This is a genomic window from Novosphingobium humi (assembly GCF_028607105.1).
In the GTDB taxonomy this organism is placed as follows: domain Bacteria; phylum Pseudomonadota; class Alphaproteobacteria; order Sphingomonadales; family Sphingomonadaceae; genus Novosphingobium; species Novosphingobium humi.
This window is the reverse complement of the sequence record NZ_CP117417.1, coordinates 215001-233720: the sequence shown is the minus strand read 5'-3', so window position 1 is coordinate 233720 and position 18720 is coordinate 215001. Positions and strand designations below refer to the sequence as shown.

General features: G+C 65.5%; 19 protein-coding genes. 12 read left to right on the top strand and 7 right to left on the bottom strand.

Annotated features, from left to right (window positions below):
• From petA to pepN, 4 genes are read right to left on the bottom strand one after another with little or no spacing between them, the layout of a single operon-like run.
• Positions 1 to 564 carry a ubiquinol-cytochrome c reductase iron-sulfur subunit gene (petA, locus tag PQ457_RS01050; RefSeq protein WP_273617968.1) on the bottom strand — a complete coding sequence of 188 codons (564 nt, stop codon included), beginning with the start codon at positions 562 to 564 and terminating at the stop codon, positions 1 to 3.
• A complete protein-coding gene (locus tag PQ457_RS01045; RefSeq protein WP_273617967.1) occupies positions 542 to 757 on the bottom strand; it encodes a hypothetical protein in 216 nt (71 codons plus the stop codon). The genes petA and PQ457_RS01045 overlap by 23 nt, the downstream gene beginning before the upstream one ends.
• 25 nt (positions 758 to 782) lie before the next feature.
• Positions 783 to 1529 (bottom strand): peptidoglycan editing factor PgeF, encoded by a 747-nt coding sequence (gene pgeF / locus PQ457_RS01040; RefSeq protein ID WP_273617966.1) that lies wholly within the window; start codon positions 1527 to 1529, stop codon positions 783 to 785.
• 13 nt (positions 1530 to 1542) lie between these two features.
• Complete coding sequence (gene pepN, locus PQ457_RS01035) at positions 1543 to 4161, bottom strand: aminopeptidase N (protein ID WP_420540954.1); 2619 nt, start codon at positions 4159 to 4161, stop codon at positions 1543 to 1545.
• 59 nt (positions 4162 to 4220) lie between these two features.
• Between pepN and PQ457_RS01030 the strand changes: the two genes are divergently transcribed.
• Positions 4221 to 5039, top strand: a complete 819-nt coding sequence (locus PQ457_RS01030) for a Rossmann-fold NAD(P)-binding domain-containing protein (RefSeq protein WP_273617965.1) — start codon at positions 4221 to 4223, stop codon at positions 5037 to 5039.
• Between the two features lie 306 nt (positions 5040 to 5345).
• On the opposite strand, the gene PQ457_RS01025 is transcribed toward PQ457_RS01030, so the two are convergent.
• The gene (locus PQ457_RS01025) at positions 5346 to 6347 is read right to left on the bottom strand and encodes a threonine aldolase family protein (RefSeq protein WP_273617964.1); all 1002 of its coding nucleotides are present in this window, start codon (positions 6345 to 6347) and stop codon (positions 5346 to 5348) included.
• 119 nt (positions 6348 to 6466) lie between these two features.
• Here PQ457_RS01025 and PQ457_RS01020 point away from each other — a divergent pair, with 119 nt between their 5' ends.
• Positions 6467 to 7465, top strand: a complete 999-nt coding sequence (locus PQ457_RS01020) for a GDP-mannose 4,6-dehydratase (protein ID WP_273617963.1) — start codon at positions 6467 to 6469, stop codon at positions 7463 to 7465.
• Between the two features lie 876 nt (positions 7466 to 8341).
• Here PQ457_RS01020 and PQ457_RS01015 read toward each other — a convergent pair.
• A complete protein-coding gene (locus PQ457_RS01015; protein WP_183623670.1) occupies positions 8342 to 8503 on the bottom strand; it encodes a hypothetical protein in 162 nt (53 codons plus the stop codon).
• A 240-nt stretch (positions 8504 to 8743) separates the two neighbouring features.
• Between PQ457_RS01015 and PQ457_RS01010 the strand changes: the two genes are divergently transcribed.
• Positions 8744 to 8884, top strand: coding sequence for a hypothetical protein (locus PQ457_RS01010; RefSeq protein WP_273617962.1), 141 nt, complete (start codon positions 8744 to 8746; stop codon positions 8882 to 8884).
• A gap of 189 nt (positions 8885 to 9073) precedes the next feature.
• Here PQ457_RS01010 and PQ457_RS01005 read toward each other — a convergent pair whose 3' ends face one another.
• Positions 9074 to 9688: a c-type cytochrome gene (locus PQ457_RS01005; protein ID WP_273617961.1), complete on the bottom strand. Its 615-nt coding sequence runs from the start codon at positions 9686 to 9688 to the stop codon at positions 9074 to 9076.
• Between the two features lie 207 nt (positions 9689 to 9895).
• Between PQ457_RS01005 and PQ457_RS01000 the strand changes: the two genes are divergently transcribed.
• From PQ457_RS01000 to ispG, 9 genes are all read left to right on the top strand, one after another.
• Complete coding sequence (locus PQ457_RS01000) at positions 9896 to 10792, top strand: prephenate dehydratase (RefSeq protein WP_273617960.1); 897 nt, start codon at positions 9896 to 9898, stop codon at positions 10790 to 10792.
• 84 nt (positions 10793 to 10876) lie between these two features.
• On the top strand, positions 10877 to 11590 hold the full coding sequence (locus tag PQ457_RS00995; RefSeq protein WP_273617959.1) for a DUF4129 domain-containing protein: 714 nt from the start codon (positions 10877 to 10879) through the stop codon (positions 11588 to 11590).
• Positions 11587 to 12798: a DUF4350 domain-containing protein gene (locus PQ457_RS00990; protein WP_273617958.1), complete on the top strand. Its 1212-nt coding sequence runs from the start codon at positions 11587 to 11589 to the stop codon at positions 12796 to 12798. Before PQ457_RS00995 ends, PQ457_RS00990 begins: the two co-directional genes overlap by 4 nt.
• Positions 12795 to 13748, top strand: coding sequence for an AAA family ATPase (locus PQ457_RS00985; protein ID WP_273617957.1), 954 nt, complete (start codon positions 12795 to 12797; stop codon positions 13746 to 13748). Before PQ457_RS00990 ends, PQ457_RS00985 begins: the two co-directional genes overlap by 4 nt.
• 1 nt (position 13749) lies before the next feature.
• Positions 13750 to 15096, top strand: a complete 1347-nt coding sequence (locus PQ457_RS00980; protein ID WP_337958476.1) for a DUF58 domain-containing protein — start codon at positions 13750 to 13752, stop codon at positions 15094 to 15096.
• Positions 15093 to 16139, top strand: a complete 1047-nt coding sequence (locus tag PQ457_RS00975) for a stage II sporulation protein M (protein WP_273617956.1) — start codon at positions 15093 to 15095, stop codon at positions 16137 to 16139. Before PQ457_RS00980 ends, PQ457_RS00975 begins: the two co-directional genes overlap by 4 nt.
• On the top strand, positions 16136 to 17026 hold the full coding sequence (locus tag PQ457_RS00970) for an RDD family protein (RefSeq protein WP_273617955.1): 891 nt from the start codon (positions 16136 to 16138) through the stop codon (positions 17024 to 17026). Before PQ457_RS00975 ends, PQ457_RS00970 begins: the two co-directional genes overlap by 4 nt.
• Positions 17023 to 17478 (top strand): GNAT family N-acetyltransferase, encoded by a 456-nt coding sequence (locus PQ457_RS00965; protein ID WP_273617954.1) that lies wholly within the window; start codon positions 17023 to 17025, stop codon positions 17476 to 17478. Before PQ457_RS00970 ends, PQ457_RS00965 begins: the two co-directional genes overlap by 4 nt.
• A 65-nt stretch (positions 17479 to 17543) precedes the next feature.
• Complete coding sequence (ispG, locus tag PQ457_RS00960; protein ID WP_273617953.1) at positions 17544 to 18668, top strand: flavodoxin-dependent (E)-4-hydroxy-3-methylbut-2-enyl-diphosphate synthase; 1125 nt, start codon at positions 17544 to 17546, stop codon at positions 18666 to 18668.
• The last annotated feature ends 52 nt before the right edge of the window (positions 18669 to 18720 follow it).

Sequence of the window (18720 nt, the reverse complement as noted above, 5' to 3'; positions counted from 1 at the left end):
TCACCCGATCTTCACGACAGTGTCGCTGGTGAACTCATAAGGCGGCACCTCGAGATTCTTCGGGGCCGGACCCTTGCGGATGCGCGCGGCAGTGTCATAGGTCGAGCCATGGCAGGGGCAGAAATAGCCCCCGAACTCGCCCTTGACCTCACCCTCGCCCGCGCCCAGCGGCACGCAGCCCAGATGGGTGCAGACGCCCATGGTGATGAGCCATTCTTCCTTGCCCTTCTTGGTGCGTTCCTCAAGGGTCTGGGGATCGCGCAAGGTTGCCACGTCCACCTTGTTCGCCTCGGCGATTTCGACCGGGGTCAACCGGCGCACAAAGACCGGCTGCTTGTGAAACACCGCCTTGATCGCCTGTCCGGGCTGGATCGCGCCAATGTCGATCTCGGTCGAGCTTTCGGCCAGCACATCGGCCGAGGGGGCCATCTGGCTGATCAGGGGCACCAGAACGCTGGCTGCGCCAACGCCTGCCGCACCCGTGGCAGCCACATAGATGAAGTCCCGCCGACGCACCCCCTGCGCCGTATCGTTGGGACTTTCAGCAACAGCAGTTTCTGTCATGTTTGACCCTTGCCTTGCACCAATGGTCCATGCGGGCCGCAGGACCGAAAAAACGAATGAACATCATCGCGATCACAGCATGAAGCTGCAATACGGTATCGTCAGGAATCTTCTCCCCCGCGATCCGTGTGGTCTGTCCCATACGGTCACCGGCTTTTTTGGTTTTGATAAACATCAAAACCAGTGCTGCCAATGGCCTTTTTCTTTGCCCTTTTGTCTCAACCCACCCCGATCAGCGCGATCTGACGGCCATAATCGGCCTCGCCTGCATGGGTGGCGCGGCGAAAGGAATAGAATCGGGCCTCATCATCATAGGTGTCCAGCCCCAGCCCCTCCACCACGCCGACGCCATATTCCGCCAGCCGATCAGCGACATAGGCTTCGAGCGCGAAGTGATGATGCCCCTCGCGCCCGGCGATGAAGAAGCGATCATGGCCTGCGGCCTGCGCCAGAAAACGCGCGCGGAAAGCCTCGTCCACCTCATAGGATTTTTGCGCAATGCAAGGCCCGATGGCGGCCGCAATCCGCTCGCGCCGCGCGCCAAGCGCCTCCATGGCGTCCACGGTGGCCTCGCAAACGCCGGTAAAGGCGCCCTTCCACCCGGCATGGGCCGCGCCCACCACGCCCGCCTGCACATCGGCAAACAGCACCGGCGCGCAATCGGCGGTCAGCACGCCCAGCACGATTCCCGCCCGATCCGTCACCAGCGCATCGGCATGGGGACGCTCGGCATCCGGCCATGCATCGGCCTCCACACAGAGCGCCGAATGCACCTGATAGCAGGTCGCCAGAATGGCACCGGGCAACACGCTATCGGCCGCCAGCCGCCGGTTTTGCGCCACCGCCGCCGGATCATCCGCGCTGCCAAGGCCCACATTCAGCCCCGCCACCGGGCCCACCGACACGCCGCCGCGCCGCCCCAGAAACCCGTGCGGCACCGTGCCCAGAGCGGCGGCTTTGATCACCTCAACCCCAAAGTTATCCAAGGCTCTTGCTCACCTGTTCGAACACATCCTTGGACAGGCCGGGCGTCGCCAATATCCGGTCGAGCTGCGCCTTCATCAAGGCGCTGCGCCCCGCCTCCACCCGCCGCCAGCGGCCCAGCGAGGGCACGAAACGCGCCGCCGTCTGGGCATTGATCGGGTCGAGCGCGAGGATGAGATCCCCGATCAGCCGATAGCCCTCGCCCCCCGCATCATGGAACCCCGCCGGATTGACCGCCAGCGCCATATAAAGCGCCCGCGCCCGGTTGGGATTGTGGATGGTGAAATCGGGGTGCTGCGCCAGCGCCTTGACATGATCGAGCACATCGGGATGCAGCGATCCGGCCTGAAGCGAGAACCACTTGTCGATGACCAGCGCATTGCCCTCGTGCCGCTGATGGAAATCGGCCAGTTTTTCCTCGCGCAGCGGGCTGTCCAACCCGCACAGCACCATCAGCGCGCCCTGCCGGTCGGTCATGTTGTCGGCCGCGTCATATTGCGCGGCGGCGCGCTCTGCCGCCCCGGCCCCCTGGGCTGCTGCCAGATAGACCAGCGCCTGCGTCTTGACCTTGCGCGCGCCCTTGGCCGCCGCGTCCAGCCCGAAACGCACCTCGCTGGCCCGGTCATGCAGCGCGGCAAAGGCATCGCCCAATTCGCCGCCCAGCCATGCCTTCAAACCCTCGCGCTCGCCATGCAGCAGGCCGGGGTCCACCACCGGCAATTGCTCGGCCAGATAGGCGTGAGGAGGCAGGATCAGCAATTCGCCCCGCATCAGATCGTCGATGGCCGGATCGTTCAGGATCGCCAGCATCGCCGCGCCAATCGCCTTGCGCTCGGCGGCGCGGCGGGCGTCATCCATAGCGCCCGATGCGGCCGCCACCAGATGGCGCACCATCAGGCTCTGCATCGCCTCATAGCGGGCAAAGGGATCATCATCATGCGCGGCCAGAAACACCAGATCATCAAGGCTGGTGTCCGCCTCGATGGTCACGGGCGCGGAAAAGCCCCGGTTGATCGAGAGCACCGGGCGCGTGGGCCAGCCGGAAAAGCGGTGCTCCTCCTGCGCCGCACGCATCACGATCAACTCCTCGCCGCGATGCGCGCCCGTGGCCGGATCAAACAGGGCAAGGCGCAGCGGGATCGGCACCGGCAATTTGTCCGGCTGGCCCGGCGTCGGCGGCACCTGCTGGCTCAGGCGCAGCACCGCCTCCTCGCCCTCATGGGTAAAGCTGATCCCCACGCGCGGCGTCCCGGCCTGCGCATACCACAGGCGAAATTGCGTCAGGTCCAGCCCCGCGCCTTCCTCGATGGCGCGGATGAAATCTTCGCACGTTGCCGCCTCGCCGTCATGGCGGGCGAAATAGAGGTCGGTGCCTTTGCGGAAACGCTCCGCCCCGGCCATCACCCGCATCATGCGGATCACCTCGGCGCCCTTGTTATAGACGGTGGCGGTATAGAAATTGCTGATTTCCTGATAGGAATCGGGCCGGATCGGATGGGCCAAAGGCCCGCTGTCCTCGGGGAACTGGGCGCTGCGCAGGATGCGCACATCCTCGATGCGCTTGACCGGCTCGGACCCCATATCCGCGCTGAACATCTGATCGCGCAGCACGGTGAAGCCTTCCTTCAGGCTCAATTGGAACCAGTCGCGGCAGGTGATGCGATTGCCCGACCAGTTGTGGAAATATTCATGGCCAATGACGCCCTCAACCGCATCATAATCGCTATCCGTCGCCGTTTCCGGGTCGGCCAGCACATAGCGCGTGTTGAAGACGTTGAGCCCCTTGTTCTCCATCGCCCCCATGTTGAAATCGGACACGGCCACGATGTTGAACAGATCAAGGTCATAGGCGCGACCAAAGACCTCCTCGTCCCATTTCATCGAGTTGATGAGGCTGCGCATCGCATGATCGGTCCGCCCCTCATCGCCCTTGCGGGTATAGATGTTGAGCGTGACCTCGCGCCCCTCCATCGTGGTGAAATGGTCGGTCGTGGCCACCAGATCGCCCGCCACCAAGGCAAACAGATAGGACGGCTTGGGCCATGGATCGTGCCATTCGGCCCAATGGTTGCCATCGCCGCAGTCGCCCGACGCCACCGGATTGCCGTTGCAAAGCAGCACCGGGAAAGCCTCGCGGCTGCCCTCCATCCGCACGCGATAGATGCTCAGCACATCGGGGCGGTCGGGGTGAAAGGCGATGCGGCGAAAGCCTTCGGCCTCGCATTGCGTGCAAAGCATCCCGCCCGAGGCGTAAAGGCCCATCAACTGGCTGTTGGCGGCGGGGTGGATCGCGGTTTCCACCACGATCTCATGACTGTCGTCGGCCAGGTCGATCAGCAGATCGTCCCCCTCCATCCGCCAGTCATTGCGCACCACCTCGTCCACCTCGACCAGCAAGGCGGTCAGCCCGTCGCCCTTCAGGCGGATCGTCTGATCCCCCTGCGCATCGGGGTTGCGGCGCACGGACAATTGCGCGCGCACCCGCGTTTCCTCAAGGCCAAGGCGGAATTCCAGATCAACCTGCGGCACCAGCCATGCAGGCGGAAGATAATCCTCGCGGCGGATCACGGCGGGGGCAACAGGGGCGGCGGGGGCGTTCATGGCATCCATCATGCCTTCCTTATTAGGCCAAGCCTTTCCGAATGCCAGTATTTCCGATTATGGTTTGCCCCATGAAAACCATGCTGATCTTTGGTCTGGGCTACACCGCCCGCGCAATCGCCCGCCGTCTGGCCGATGACGGATGGCATATCGAGGCGACGGGCCGCGCCGGAACGCTCGATTTCGCGGATGAGGACGCGGTGCGCGCCGCCATCGCCCGCGCCGATGCGGTCCTGTCCAGCGTGCCGCCAGCCGAGGATGTTGATCCGGTATTGGTGCGCTATGGGGCGAATCTGACCGGAGTGGGCTGGCTGGGCTATCTCTCCTCCACCGGGGTCTATGGCGATTGCGGCGGGGCTTGGGTCGATGAAAGCGCGCCCGTGGTCGGGCTGGGCGGATCGGGCCGCCGCGCCGCGCGCGCGCTGGCCGACGCGGCATGGCTGGAGCGCGACGCGCGGGTGCTGCGCCTGCCGGGGATCTATGGGCCCCCTATGAACGGACAAGAGGGACGATCCGCCTTCGACCGCCTGAGGCAAGGCCGCGCCCATCGTGTCGACCTGCCCGGCCAGATCTTCAGCCGCATCCATGTCGAGGATATTGCCGGGGCCGCGATGGCCGCCCTCTCCGCCCCGCCCGGCGCCTATAACATCGCCGACGACATGCCCGCGCCCCAGAACGCCGTGATCGAGGAAGCCTGCCGCATCTCCGGCCTCCCCCTGCCGCCCCTGCTGGCCGAAAGCGATGTGCCCCCCGCCTCGCGCGCCTTCTATGCCGAGAACCGCCGCGTGGCCAACGGCAAGGCCCGGCGCGTGCTGGGCTGGCGGCCCCGGTTTGCCGATTATCGCGCGGGGCTGCGGGCGATTTGGGAGGGGGAAAGCGGGGGCGGATAGGCGTATTTATTGCCTCCGGCGGGCGTTGATTGCCTCCGGCGGGCAAAGGGCGGGGGCCCTTTGCAATCCCGTTACTGTATAGGGTGCGTCATGGGCTGGGCGTAGGGTGTTGGGCGCGATGTTGGGGTTTGAAGGCCTGCGGCGCCTATATACCCGCGCTGCGGGCTTATATTCCTTGGGCGCGTCCGACACGCCACGCCGCCGCCCAAACGCAACGAAGACAGTACCGGGAGCGCGAGGGACCAGCCGATTTCTCTCGAGAAATCGGTCGCTAAAAACATCCCTCGCATCATCCTTCCTTCTTACTCACACCCCCCGCAAAGCCTTGGCCAAAGCCATCACTTCGGCCTCCTCGCTGTTCCACGCGGTCACGAAACGCGCGGTCGCCTCGTCCCAATCGTAAAACGCAAATCCGGCCCCGCGCAACGCTGCCCGTTCCCCCGCCGAGAGCGCGACAAACACCTCGTTCGCCTCGACCGGATGGATCAGCCTGTCGCCCGCCGCCGCCGCGATTTCGGCCGCCGCCGCATTGGCGCGGCGGGCATTGTCCAGCCACAGATCGCCTTTCAGCATGGCGAGGATCTGCGCGGCCAGATAGCGCCCCTTGGATTGCAGATGCCCGGCGCGCTTGCGGTTATAGCGGGTCGCCTCGACCATGTCGGGGGCAAAGAAGATCAGCGCCTCAGCCCCCATCCCGCCGTTTTTGACAAAGCCGAAGGAGAGCGCCTCGACCCCGCCCTCGCAACTGGCCGCCGCGGGCGAGCAGCCCAGATGCGCCACCGCATTGGCAAAGCGCGCGCCGTCCATATGAAAACGCAGCCCCTTTTCCCGCGCGAAGGCGCCCATCGCGGCCACCTCGCCGGGCGAATAGACGCATCCCGCCTCGCTGGCCTGGGTGATGGACAGGGCCGTCACAGGCGTATGCTCCACCCCCACGCCCACCCTGGCCAGCCGATCGCGGGCGGTCTGCGGCGTCATTTTCGCATGATCCCCGCCCGCCAGAACCAGTTTCGCGCCATGCGTGAAGAACCCCGGCGCGCCGCATTCATCCCGCTCGATATGGGCCAGTTCATGGCACAGCACAGCCTCATAGGGCCGCACCATCGCGGCCAGCGCAAGGCAATTGGCCGCCGTCCCGCTGGCCACCCACATCGCGGCGCAGGGCCGCCCGAACAGCGCGGAAAAGGCATCATCCATCGCCGCGCTCAGATTGTCGCCGTCATAGGGCGGCTGGGGGGCATCGGCGGCCTGCATCGCGGCCCATACGGCGGGATGAACAGGGGCGGCATTGTCGGACATGAAAGGCATGGCGCGCTTGTGCGGGCGCGGCCCCGGCGCGTCAATACGCGCAACGGACCCGGCCCCAACCCTTTATTAGCAATGCCCCGATAAGAGAGCGGCATAAGGCAACAAGGGGTTTTTGGGCAATGAAGGTTCTGGTTACGGGCGCGGCGGGTTTCATCGGCTACAGCCTTGCGGTCAAATTGCTGGAGCGCGGCGATTCCGTGATCGGGCTCGACATGGTCAATGACTATTACGACGTCACGCTCAAGGAAGCCCGCATCGCCCGCCTGCGTGAAATGGGTGGCAATCGCTTCACCTTCGTGCGTCAGGACTTTTCCCAATACGAACCGCTGGTCGAATCGCTTTCGGGCCTCGAATTTGAACGCATCGTCCATCTGGGCGCGCAGGCGGGCGTGCGCTATTCGATCACCAACCCCCACGCCTATCTGCATTCCAACCTTGCCGGGCATTTGAACATGCTGGAAATCGGGCGGCATCGCGGCGTCGAAAACATGGTCTATGCCTCATCCTCCTCGGTCTATGGCGGCAACACCAAACTGCCCTTCGCCGTCGAGGACCGCGTGGACCAGCCCATCAGCCTCTATGCCGCCACCAAAAAGGCCGACGAGCTGATGAGCGAAACCTACGCCCATCTCTACCGCCTGCCGCTGACCGGCCTGCGCTTCTTCACTGTCTATGGTCCATGGGGCCGCCCCGACATGATGATGTGGATCTTCACCAAGGCCATCGCGGCCGGAAAGCCCATCCCCGTTTTCAACAACGGCGATATGTACCGCGACTTCACCTATATCGACGACATCATCGCGGGCGTCATCGCCAGCCTCGACAACCCCGCCCCCGACGATGGCGAGGTCAAAGCGGGCGGCTCAACCAAACCCCACCGCCTCTACAACATCGGCAACCACAAATCCGAACACCTGATGCGCGTGGTCGAAATCCTCGAAGAACAGATCGGCAAAAAAGCCATCATCGACTTCCAGCCCATGCAGCCCGGCGACGTGCGCCAGTCCTTCGCCGACATCGACGCCATCGCCCGCGACCACGGATACGCCCCCACCACCAGCATCGACGTGGGTGTGCCCAAGTTTATCGAGTGGTATAAGTCGTATCATGGGGTTTGATTTATTGGGGTTTTAAGGAGGTTTAGAGGTGCCTCCGGCGGGCAAAGGGCGAAAGCCCTTTGCAATCCCGTTACTGTCGGCGGCGCGCGACGGCGGCGTTGCGTTTGGGTGCAAAGTGGCGGGTTTTGAAGGCCGCTGCGCGGCGGGTGAATGTCCGAAAAGTTAGGGGGAGAGGACGCTAACTCTGTTAGGAAGGTAGGATGATAAATTTCCTAGTTGCATTGCTCTGCGCTTCAACTGCTTCCGAAGGCAGCACTCCCGTTACACACGGTTGGATAGAGAAGTTTCAGGCGCACTGTACCCCCTTGCCAAATCACTGGCGAAAGCATGGGTGCGAAAGCGGCGAACTGATGGCCGCTAATATTTTGAGAATTAGTAATAATATGGCATATTGGAACGGTGTGTTGGTCAGCGAACAACTGGTAGCACGCTATCTGACACAAAGTCGTCAGCTGATCCCTTCACCGGCAATCGTGCTGATAATCGATGTCAAAACATCCCAATTTACCGCAAGCCGATACAGGAGATTGATCGAGAGGCGCTTTGGCTGTGATCCTGAAAGCACTTGCGTGGAATACTCAAATTCGGCTTGGAAAGCAGCACACCCACGATGGAATATCCGCTAAAGCACCGTCTCCGGAACGTCTCTTTCCCTCCCGCAAAGCGGCTTAACACCCCTCCCCCAACCACAACGCCGCCCCCATGGCGCCACGCCGACAGTAACGGGATTGCAAAGGGCCCCCGCCCTTTGCCCGCCGGAGGCATTCCTTATCCCTCCGCCGGAGGCACATTCAACCTTCAAAACCCAAACACCAAAAAGGCCGCGCAAGGCCTCACGCCCCACGCGGCCCCTGATGGGAAAACGCCTGCGGTAAATCAGGCCAGCTCCAGCTCCTGCGTATCGGCCAGCACGCCGCGATAGTGGCGGGCGCGCTTGAGATGGCGGTCGCGCTTTTCCGGGTGCCGGGCGCAGGCGGCCAGCAGATAGCAGCGATCGATACGTCGGATCAGAAAATCGGCGCTCCATGCTTGTGCCATTGGACCATCTCCTGTTCTTATATCTCTACTGGTGCGATAGACATAGTTTGCCGCGAATCGGCGCTTTGTTTCAACCCCCATGCGCCGGATTGAGGGGAGATTGCGTTGACCTGAACCAATTCGCAATAAAAAAATCTGTCCTACAGAAAACCATATGGGTTATTCAACACGCCATCCGCAACCGTCCTGATGCGCAGGGGCCAATGCGGTAATTCAGGCCGGCGCCGCTGGGCCGGGATCATGGCGAAAGCGTTAATCAAGCCGTGGACCACGCCACACAGCGCCAACCGGAATGGACGGGCCAAGCACCGCCATGGCAGGCTTTGCGAGCCCACCTGTCATGGCCGCCCGATCCGCCGCTGGGGCCGAATCGGGCTGTGAAGCAAGGCGGCTACCCGGTCATTCGCACGCGCACGCAGCCCTTTCGCGCCCGGCAATCAAGGGCGCCCACGGTGTCGGCCTGATCCTTTCAAGCCCACCGCCGGTCTTTTGGCCGACGGGCATTGGCCATGCCCGCAACCCGAACAAACAACACGGGCATTTGCCGTGCCCGCCGGAAACAACCGGATCTTACTTGGCGCTTTCGGCCGCCGAGGCCGCATCGGCCGGAGCCGCCGCCGCATCACCCGCCGGCGCCGCCGGCGCCGCCGCCGCAGGGGCCGCAGGCAGAGGCAGGTTCGAACCCTGCTGGTTCAGATAGACCATGACCGCCGCGCGATCCTCGGCCGATTCCAGACCCGCAAAGGTCATCTTGGTGCCATCGGCAAAGGCGCGCGGGTTTGTCAGCCACTCGTTCATCTTGGCAAAGTCCCACTTGCCGCCCTTGGCCGACAGGCCCGCCGAGAAGGCAAAGCCGCCGCGACCCTTGCCGATATCATCGCCAAGGATGCCATGGATATTCGGCCCGATCCCATTGGGGCCGCCGGCCGTGATCGTATGGCACGAGGCGCATTTGGCGAAGACCTGCGCGCCCTTGGCGGGGTCCGCCTTGGCCAGCAGTTCCTCGATCGGCGCCTCGGCCGGGCCGGATTTGGCGCCCGACACGCCTTCGATAGGAAAGCCCATGTTTTCGGGGCGGTTTTCCTTGTCGGCGCGGAAATAGTGGCCCGACAGGCTGGAAAGCCCCAGCGCAACCACAGCAGAACCCAGAACCCAACCGGCAATGGTATTGAAACGACCGCTCATCAACAATGCCCCGTCCCATATGCTTCCAAAGGAGAAATCCCCGGAAGGCGTTTTGCCCTCTGGTGTAGAGAGCGTGAAACCCAAGCGCAAGGCGGATTTCATCCGTGCGCCAGTATTCCGCCCGCAACCGATACAATTCGCATCGAACAGACGATCGGCAAAGCCCACTGGCGCGCGGCGCAAAATCAGCCTAAGCGCCAGACCGCTATGCACAGCTATCCTACGCCCGCTCTGATCCAGGTCAAAGAACTGACCGCCCAAGCCGCTGAAAATCCTGCACGCGCCATTGCGTTTCAGGGCGCGCCGGGGTGCAATTCGCACCGCGCGGCGCTGGAATATGCGCCGCAATGCGCGCCTTTGCCCTGTTTCAGCTTTGAGGACGCGCTGGACGCGGTGAAGGAAGGCCGGGCCGACCGGGCCATCATCCCCATCGAAAACAGCCAGCATGGCCGCGTGGCCGACATCCATTTCCTGCTGCCCGAAAGCGGGCTGTCGATTGTGGGCGAACATTTCCTTTCGATCGAACATGCGCTGATGGCGCTGCCGGGGGCCAAGGGGCCTTTCGCCGCCGCCTATTCCCACCCGCAGGCGCTGGGCCAGTCGCGCCATTATCTGCGCGCGCGCGGCATCGTGCCGATGGCCTATGCCGACACCGCCGGGGCCGCCGCCTTTGTCAAGGAACAGGGCGATCCGGCCGCCGCCGCCATCGCGCCTGCGCTGGCCGCCTCGCTCTATGGCCTCGATATTGTCGAGCATAATGTCGAGGACGCTGCCGACAACACCACGCGCTTTGTCGTGCTGGCCCGCGCCCCGCTCGATCCCGCAACCATCGAGGGCACCGCGATGACCACGATGATCTTCGAGGTGCGCAACGTCTCGGCCGCGCTTTACAAGGCGCTGGGCGGCTTTGCCACTAACGGGGTCAACATGACCAAGCTGGAATCCTATCAGAAGGGCGCCAGTTTCTCGGCCACGATGTTCTTTGTCGATATCGTGGGGCGTCCGGGCGAGGAGTCGGTGGACCGCGCGCTCGAGGAAGTCGCCTTCCATTGCAAGGATCTGCGCCTGTTGGGCAGCTATGCTCAGGCCCGCCCGCGCGGGTGATCGTCCGCGCGGGTGATCGCTTGCGCTGGGCCTGAGGGCGTGTAAGAACCTGTCCCCGATGGCAATTCGGGACAGAGACGTCAGGTGAGCGCAGCGGCGTCCGATTCCTCCCATCGGGTCCATGACGCATGGCGCGCCATCCGCGATGCGCGCGACCTGCAATTTGCCCCCGTCCCCAATTGGACCCCGCCGCCCACGCCCGACTGGCTCAAGGCGCTGGCCCGCTTTCTGCGCGCCCTGTTCGAGCCGGTGGGCCGGGCGCTGGGCCTGTCATGGCCGGTGATGGAAAAGATCTTGATCGGCCTGCTGGCGCTGGGGTTGGCCCTGCTGCTCTGGCGGATCGGGGTCAGGCTTTGGGCCATGCGCCGCCCCGCCCCCGCCGCCCCGGAATGGCACCCCGATGCCGCCGCCGCCCGCGCCCTGCTGGACGATGCCGATGCGCTGGCCGCGCAGGGCCGCTTTGACGAGGCAACCCACCTGCTTTTGCTGCGCAGCCTTGAGCATATTGCCGAGGCCCGCCCGGCCGCCCTGACGCCGGCCAGCACCGCGCGCGAAATTGCCGCGCAGCCCTTTCTTTCCGCCCCGGCCCGCGCCACCTTTGGCCGGATCGCCGCGCTGGTCGAACAGGCTCGCTATGCGCTGCGCCCGTTGGAGGCGCAGGACTGGGCCGCCGCCCGCGCCGCCTACAGCGATTTCGCGGCCTCCGCCGCAGGTTCCGGTTTCGCGGCCTCCGCCGCAGGTGCCGATTTCGCGGCCTCCGCCGCGGGTGCCGATTTGCCCGAACAACGCCCCGCATGAACCCCCGCAGCCCCTTTTCGCCCCTGTCGGCCCTTGCGCTGGTGCTGGCGGGCGGCGCCTTGCTGGTGGCGATGCTGTGGATGCTCGGCGCGGGCGTGGCGGCGGGCGACATCAATGACGGCGGCGCGCATGGCGGCGGGCGGGGGCTGAACGGCTATGGCGCGCTCTATCGCCTGCTCGAAGCGACCGGCCATGACACCGACTTTGCCCGCGACGAGGCCGCCCTTGAGCAGCCGGGCCTGCTCATCCTGACCCCACCGCAAGGGGCCAATGGCGCCGACATCGCCAAAATTGTCACACGCCATCGCGCCATCGGCCCGGTTTTGGTCATCACCCCCAAATGGCTGGCCCGCGATGCCTCGACCGACCAGCCCGGAGTAGCGCGAGGCTGGGTCCGCCTCGACAACACGCAGGCGCCCGAATGGCAGGGCTTCCTTGATGATGTGAGGGTGGCCATTGGCCCCGCCGCCGCGCCCGTGGTCGACCTGCGCGGCGCCCATGCCGCCCTGCCCACTCCGGCCCATGTCATGAGCGGGACGGGCCAAAATCTGGCGCCCCGCGTGGTCGATGCCAAGGGCCGCATTCTGGCCGCCACCTATCGCCAACAGGACGGCGCGCAGCTGGCTCTGATTTTTGAGCCCGATCTGGCCAACAATGCCGGTTTTGCCCGTTTCGACAATGCGGCCATCACTCTGCGCCTGATCGACGACCTGCTGCCGCCGGGCCAAAGGCAAGTGCGTTTCGATCTCACGCTCAACGGCCTGGGGCGCGAACCCAATCTGCTCACGCTGGCCTTTACCCCGCCCTATCTGGCGGTCACGCTGGCGCTGATTCTGGCCGGGGTGGCGGTTTTGTGGCGGGCCTATGCGCGCTTTGGCCCGCCGCTGGCCCCTGCGCGCGACATTGCCTTTGGCAAGCGGGCGCTGGCGGAAAATTCGGCCGGGCTGATTGCGCGGGCGCGGCGGTTTCATCTGCTGCCCGCGCCCTATGCCGATGCGGCGCGGGGGCGCATCGCGGCGGCGCTGGGCCTTGCGCCCCATGGCGATCCGGCGATGATCGACGATGCCATCGAACGCGCCATCGGCGCCCGCGCCCCGGACCACAGCTATATCGCCGCCAGCGCCGCCCTGCGCGCGGCGCGGCGCCCCGCCGACATCCTGCGCGCCGCGCGCCGGTTGCATGACATCGAAAGGTTGTTGACCCGATGAGTGAAGCCCTCTCCCTTGCCGCCCTCTCGGATCTGGCCGGGGCCATCCGCGAACAGATCGGGCGCGCCGTGGTCGGACAGGTCGATGCGGTCGATCATCTGCTGGTGGCACTGTTTGCGCGGGGCCATGTCCTGCTCGAAGGCCCGCCCGGCACCGCCAAGACGCTGCTGGCCCAGACATTTGCCGCCACGCTTGGCCTGCAATTCGGGCGGATCCAGTTCACCCCCGATCTGATGCCGGGCGATATTCTGGGCTCCAACCTGTTCAATTTCCAGACCAGCCAGTTCACCCTGACGCGCGGCCCGATCTTTTGCGACCTGCTGCTGGCCGATGAAATCAACCGCACCCCGCCCAAGACGCAGGCCGCCCTGCTCGAAGCGATGCAGGAGCGGCGGGTGACGCTGGACGGGACGGCCCACCGCCTGCCCGATCATTTCATGGTGGTGGCCACGCAAAACCCCATCGAGCAGCAAGGCGTCTATCCCCTGCCCGAGGCGCAGCTCGACCGGTTCCTCTTTAAACTGACGATCCCCTATCCCGATGCGGACGAGGAGGCGCGGATCATCGCCCGCTATGGCGCGCAAAATCCGGCGGCCCATATTGCCCCCGTGCTTTCGTCCGAACAATTGGCCGCCGCCGACGCCACCGTGGCGGGCATCACGCTGGCCCAGCCGCTGGTCGATTATATCGTCCGCCTGATCCGCGCCACGCGCGAGAGCGCCGACCTGTCCTGCGGCGCCTCCCCACGCGCAGGCGTCTTGCTGGCTCATGCGGCGCGGGCGCGGGCGGCGCTGGGGGGCCGCGATTATGTGCTGCCCGATGATGTGAAGGCGCTGGCCCCCGCCGTGCTGCGCCACCGCCTGCTGCTCTCGCCCGCCGCCGAAATCGAGGGGCGGCAGGCCGAGGGGCTGGTGGCCGAGATCATCGCCCGCACCGAGGCGCCGCGCTGAGGTGATACGCCGCCTCGCCCCCGGATTGCGCCTTGCCGCCACCCTGATGCGCCCCGGCGTGGCGCCTGCGCCGCGCTGCGTGCTGGCGCTGGTTGCGCTGGGGCCGGTGGCGTTGGTGCTGGCCGGATTTGTGCCGGGGCTGTGGATCGCATCGCCCCTGCTCGGCCTGCTGCTGCTCGCGCTGGTGCTGGTCGATGGGGCGCTGGCCGGGCGTCTGGAGGATGTTCATGTCACCGCCCCGGCGCAGGCCGAGATCGGCCAGAGCGCGGCGATCACCATCCGCGCCCGCCTGTCGCGCCCCGCCCCAATGGAGGCCGCCCTCGCCCTCGACCCGCGCCTCGCGCCGGGGGGCAAGCTGAGCGCCACCCTGACGGGCGAGGAGACGCAGGCCCCTTTCACCCCCGGCCGCCGTTGCCATGGCGCGATCGACACGCTCTGGCTGCGCTGGCGCGGTCCGCTGGGGCTGGCCATGCGGATCGAGCGGCGCGAGGTCGATGCCTCGGTGCGGGTGCTGCCGTCGGTGGCAGCGCTGCGGGGGCCGGCGATGCAGGTCTATCTGCGCGACGCCTCGCTGGGCCTGATCGCGCGGCGGCTGCGCGGCGAGGGGCAGATGTTCGAGACGCTGACCGAATATCAGCCCGGCATGGATCGCCGCCGCATCGACTGGAAAGTCTCGGCCCGCCACGCCCATCTCTATGCCAAGGAGTATGAGGTCGAGCGCAACAACCCCATCGTGCTGGCGATGGATTGCGGGGCGGCCATGTGCGAGCCGGTGGCCGGCCTGCCAAGGCTGGATCGGGCGGTCAGCGCGGCGCTGCAAATGGCATGGGTCGCGCTCAAGGGGGGCGACCGGGTTGCGCTGTTCGGCTTTGCCGCGCAGGTGATCGTCTCGACGCCCTTTGTTGCCGACACGCGCGATTTCCACGCCTTGCGCAGCGCGGCGGCCGATCTGGATTACACCACGCGCGAGGCCAATTTCACGCTGGCGCTCTCCACTCTGGCCCAGCAACTGGCGCGGCGCTCGCTCATCGTGGTCTTTTCCGAATTTGCCGATCCCACGGGCGCCGAGCTGATGATCGAATCGATCGGGCGGCTGATCGCGCGCCACCGGGTGCTGTTTGTCTGCCTGCGCGATGAGGAACTCGAAACGCTGGCGGAGGGCGAGGTGGTGGATATGGAGGCGCTGGGCGGATCGGTGGCGGCCAGCGCCCTGCTGCGCCAGCGCGCATGGGTGCTGATGCGGCTGCGCGCGATGGGGGTCGATGTGGTCGAGGCCGCCCATGACGCGGTGGGCGCCCGCCTGCTCGACGCCTATATGGCCATCCGCAGCCGGGGAGGGATCGGATGAAGGATTGGCCCAACCGTCTCCTGGCCCGTTTTCGCCGGGGCGCGGCGCAAGAACACAGCATCGCCCCCGCCACCCTGCGCTCCGACCGTTTCCGCCAGGCGCGCGAGGGCGACTGGCGGCGGCTGGAGGCGATCGTCACGGCGGTGGAGAAAGGGCGGTTGCGGCGGATCTCGGACGATGATCTGCTCGATCTGCCGGTGCTCTATCGCCAATTGGCCTCCAGCCTTGCCGTGGCGCGCGAAACCAGCCTTGACGCTGCCACCCTCGCCTATCTGGAGGCACTGGCGCAAAGGGCATGGTTCATCACCTATGGCCCGCGCCGGAATTTCGGCGGCTGGTTCATCGGTTTCCTTCTGGGCGGGTGGAGCGAGGCGGTGCGCGCGATCCGTTTCGACATTTTGGTCGCGCTGGCACTGATGGTGGCGGGCGTGGCGGCGGGCTGGATGATGGTGGCCCACGATCCCTCGTTCTATGCGATGCTGGCCGGACAGGACCCGGCGCGCAACCCGGCATCAAGCGCCAAACAATTGCGCGAAACCCTGTTCGGCGGGCAGGATCAGGACGCGCTGGCCGCCTTTGCCGCCTATCTGTTCGGCCATAATGCCCAGATCGCCATCCTGTGTTTTGCGCTGGGCTTTGCCATCGGCTTGCCCAGCGTGCTGCTGTTGCTGCAGAACAGCGGGATGCTGGGCGCGATGCTCTGGCTGTTTCACGGCAAGGGGCTGCTGCTGGATTTTTCGGCATGGATCGCGATCCACGGCACAACCGAACTGTTCGCCATCCTGCTGGCCGGGGCGGGCGGCATCCATATCGGGCGCGCCATCGCCTTTCCCGGCGAGCTTTCGGTGATGGCCAGCGCGGCGGCAGCCGGGCGGCGGACGGCGCCGGTCATGCTGGGCGTGGTGCTGATGCTGCTGGTGGCCGGGATGCTGGAGGGGTTTGCGCGGCAATTGATCGATTCGACGCCGCAAAGGCTCCTCGTCGGAGGCTTTATGCTGACCTTCTGGCTGGTCTATTTCTTTGTCTTCGGGGCCCGCAAATGAGCCCCCAGAGCCACTTGCGCCCCGATCAGCGCGAGATCATCACGCCCGAAGGGCTTAGCCTGCGCCTGACGCTGGCGGGGCGGTCGGCGCGGCTGGGGGCGCTGGCGGTGGATCTGGCCTGTATCGGGGCAATCCTGCTGGGGGCGGGGCTGGCGCTGGTCTATACGCAGGCGGGGCTGGGCCAATGGGCCAAGCGAGGCGAGGCGCATCATGCGGCGCAATTTCTCTTCATCTTGTGGACCGCGCTGATGTTTCTGCTGCGCAATGCGTGGTTTCTGATCTTTGAACTGGGACCGCGCGGAGCGACGCCGGGCAAAAGGATGCTGGGCCTGCGCATTGCCGCGCGCGACGGGGCGCGGCTGACGACCGAAATGGTGCTGGCGCGCAATCTGCTTCGCGATATCGAGATCTTTCTGCCGATGGTCGCGGTGCTGTCCGCGCTGGGCGGGCCTTCGTCGAGCATGGTCAATTGGGCGGCGGCGGGGTGGTTCCTGCTCTTTGCGCTGTTTCCCCTGTTCAACCGCGACCGTTTGCGCGCGGGCGACATGATCGCGGGCACATGGGTGGTCGAGGCCCCCCGCGCCCGGCTGGAGCAGGCACTGAGCGCACATGAAGCGCCCATAGACTATGATTTCGGCCCCGCGGAATTGGGCATCTACGGCGAATATGAATTGCAGACGCTTGAACGCGTCCTGCGCGAAAATCAGGCCCCGGCGATGGAAGCTGTCGCCCGCGCCATTTGCGCCAAGATCGGATGGAGCGCGCCGCAGGGCGATGAGGTCCGCCGCTTCCTCGACGCCTATTACACCGCCCTGCGCGCGCGGCTGGAACAGGGCCTGCGCTTTGGCCGGCGCAAGGCCGACAAGCATGATGGACAACAGCCATGACGATTGTTGAAGATGACCTGACCGGACCGGAAATCGCCGCCCTGCTGGCCTATCATCTCGATCAGATGCATCGCTGGTCCCCCGCCTGCAAGGTGCACGCCATGCCCATCGAGCGCCTGCGCGCGCCCGATGTCACCTTCTATTCGGCATGGATGGACGGGCAATTGGCCGGATGCGGGGCGATCAAACATCTCGATCCGGCGCGCGGTGAATTGAAATCCATGCGGGTGGCGCCCGAATTTCTGGGGCGCGGGATCGGGCGGGCCATGCTGCGCCATCTGATGGATGTGGGCCGGGCGCGCGGATACCGGCAATTGCTGCTGGAAACCGGCAAGCCCGAGGCCTTCATCCCGGCGCGGCGACTGTATGAGAGCGAGGGCTTTGCCCAGTGCCCCGCCTTTGCCGGATACACCACCGACGATTACAGCCTGTGCATGGCGCGCGACCTGTAATCTTCTCTTCGCATTTGCGGCGCATGGCCAATGCGCTATAGGGCCAGAACAAAGGAGTTGCCCCCATGTCCTCAGTCCGTCCCTGGCGTGATATCGCCCGCCGTCAAAGCCGTCAGATCATGGTCGGCAAGGTTCCCATCGGCGGCGATGCGCCCATCGCGGTCCAGACCATGACCAACACGCTGACCAGCGATGCTGTCGCCACGATCGACCAGATCCGCCGCTGCGAAGAAGCGGGCGCCGATATTGTGCGCGTGTCCTGCCCCGATGTCGAATCGACGGCGGCCTTCAAGCAGATCGCGCGGGCCTCGCGCGTACCTTTGGTGGCCGACATCCATTTCCATTACAAGCGCGCTCTGGAAGCCGCCGATGCGGGCGCGGCATGCCTGCGCATCAACCCCGGCAATATCGGCGGGTCCGACCGCGTGGCCGAAGTGGTGCGCGCGGCCAAGGCCAACGGCTGCTCGATCCGCATCGGCGTGAACGCAGGGTCGCTGGAAAAGGACCTGCTGGAAAAATATGGCGAGCCTTGCCCCGAGGCGCTGGTCGAATCGGCGCTCGATCACATCAAGCTGCTGCAGGATCACGATTTCCACGAATATAAAGTGGCGGTGAAGGCTTCGGACGTGTTTCTGGCCGTCTCGGCCTATATGGGCCTTGCCGAAGCGGTCGATTGCCCGCTGCATCTGGGCATCACCGAGGCGGGCGGCCTGATTGGCGGCACGGTCAAATCGGCGATCGGCATCGGCAATCTGCTCTGGGCCGGCATTGGCGACACGATCCGCGTTTCGCTCTCGGCCCCGCCGGAAGAAGAAGTGCGCGTCGGCTTTGAGATCCTCAAGTCGCTGGGCCTGCGCACGCGCGGGGTTCGGGTGGTTTCCTGCCCCTCCTGCGCGCGTCAGGGCTTTGACGTGATCAAGACCGTCGAGGCGCTGGAAAGCCGCCTGTCGCACATCAAGACCCCGCTCTCGCTCTCGGTGCTGGGCTGCGTGGTCAACGGTCCGGGCGAAGCGCGCGAGACCGACATCGGCCTGACCGGCGGCGGCAATGGCAAGCATATGGTGTACCTGTCGGGCGTCACCGACCATACCGTGCAGAGCGAGGACATGCTCGAACATATCGTCAAGCTGGTCGAGGCCAAGGCGGCCGAGATCGAGGCGGCGCAGGTGGAAACCGAAGCTGCGGAGTAATTCTCCCTTTGCGGAGGCTTGGCAGAGTGCAAGCGCTCTGCACCGGATTGAA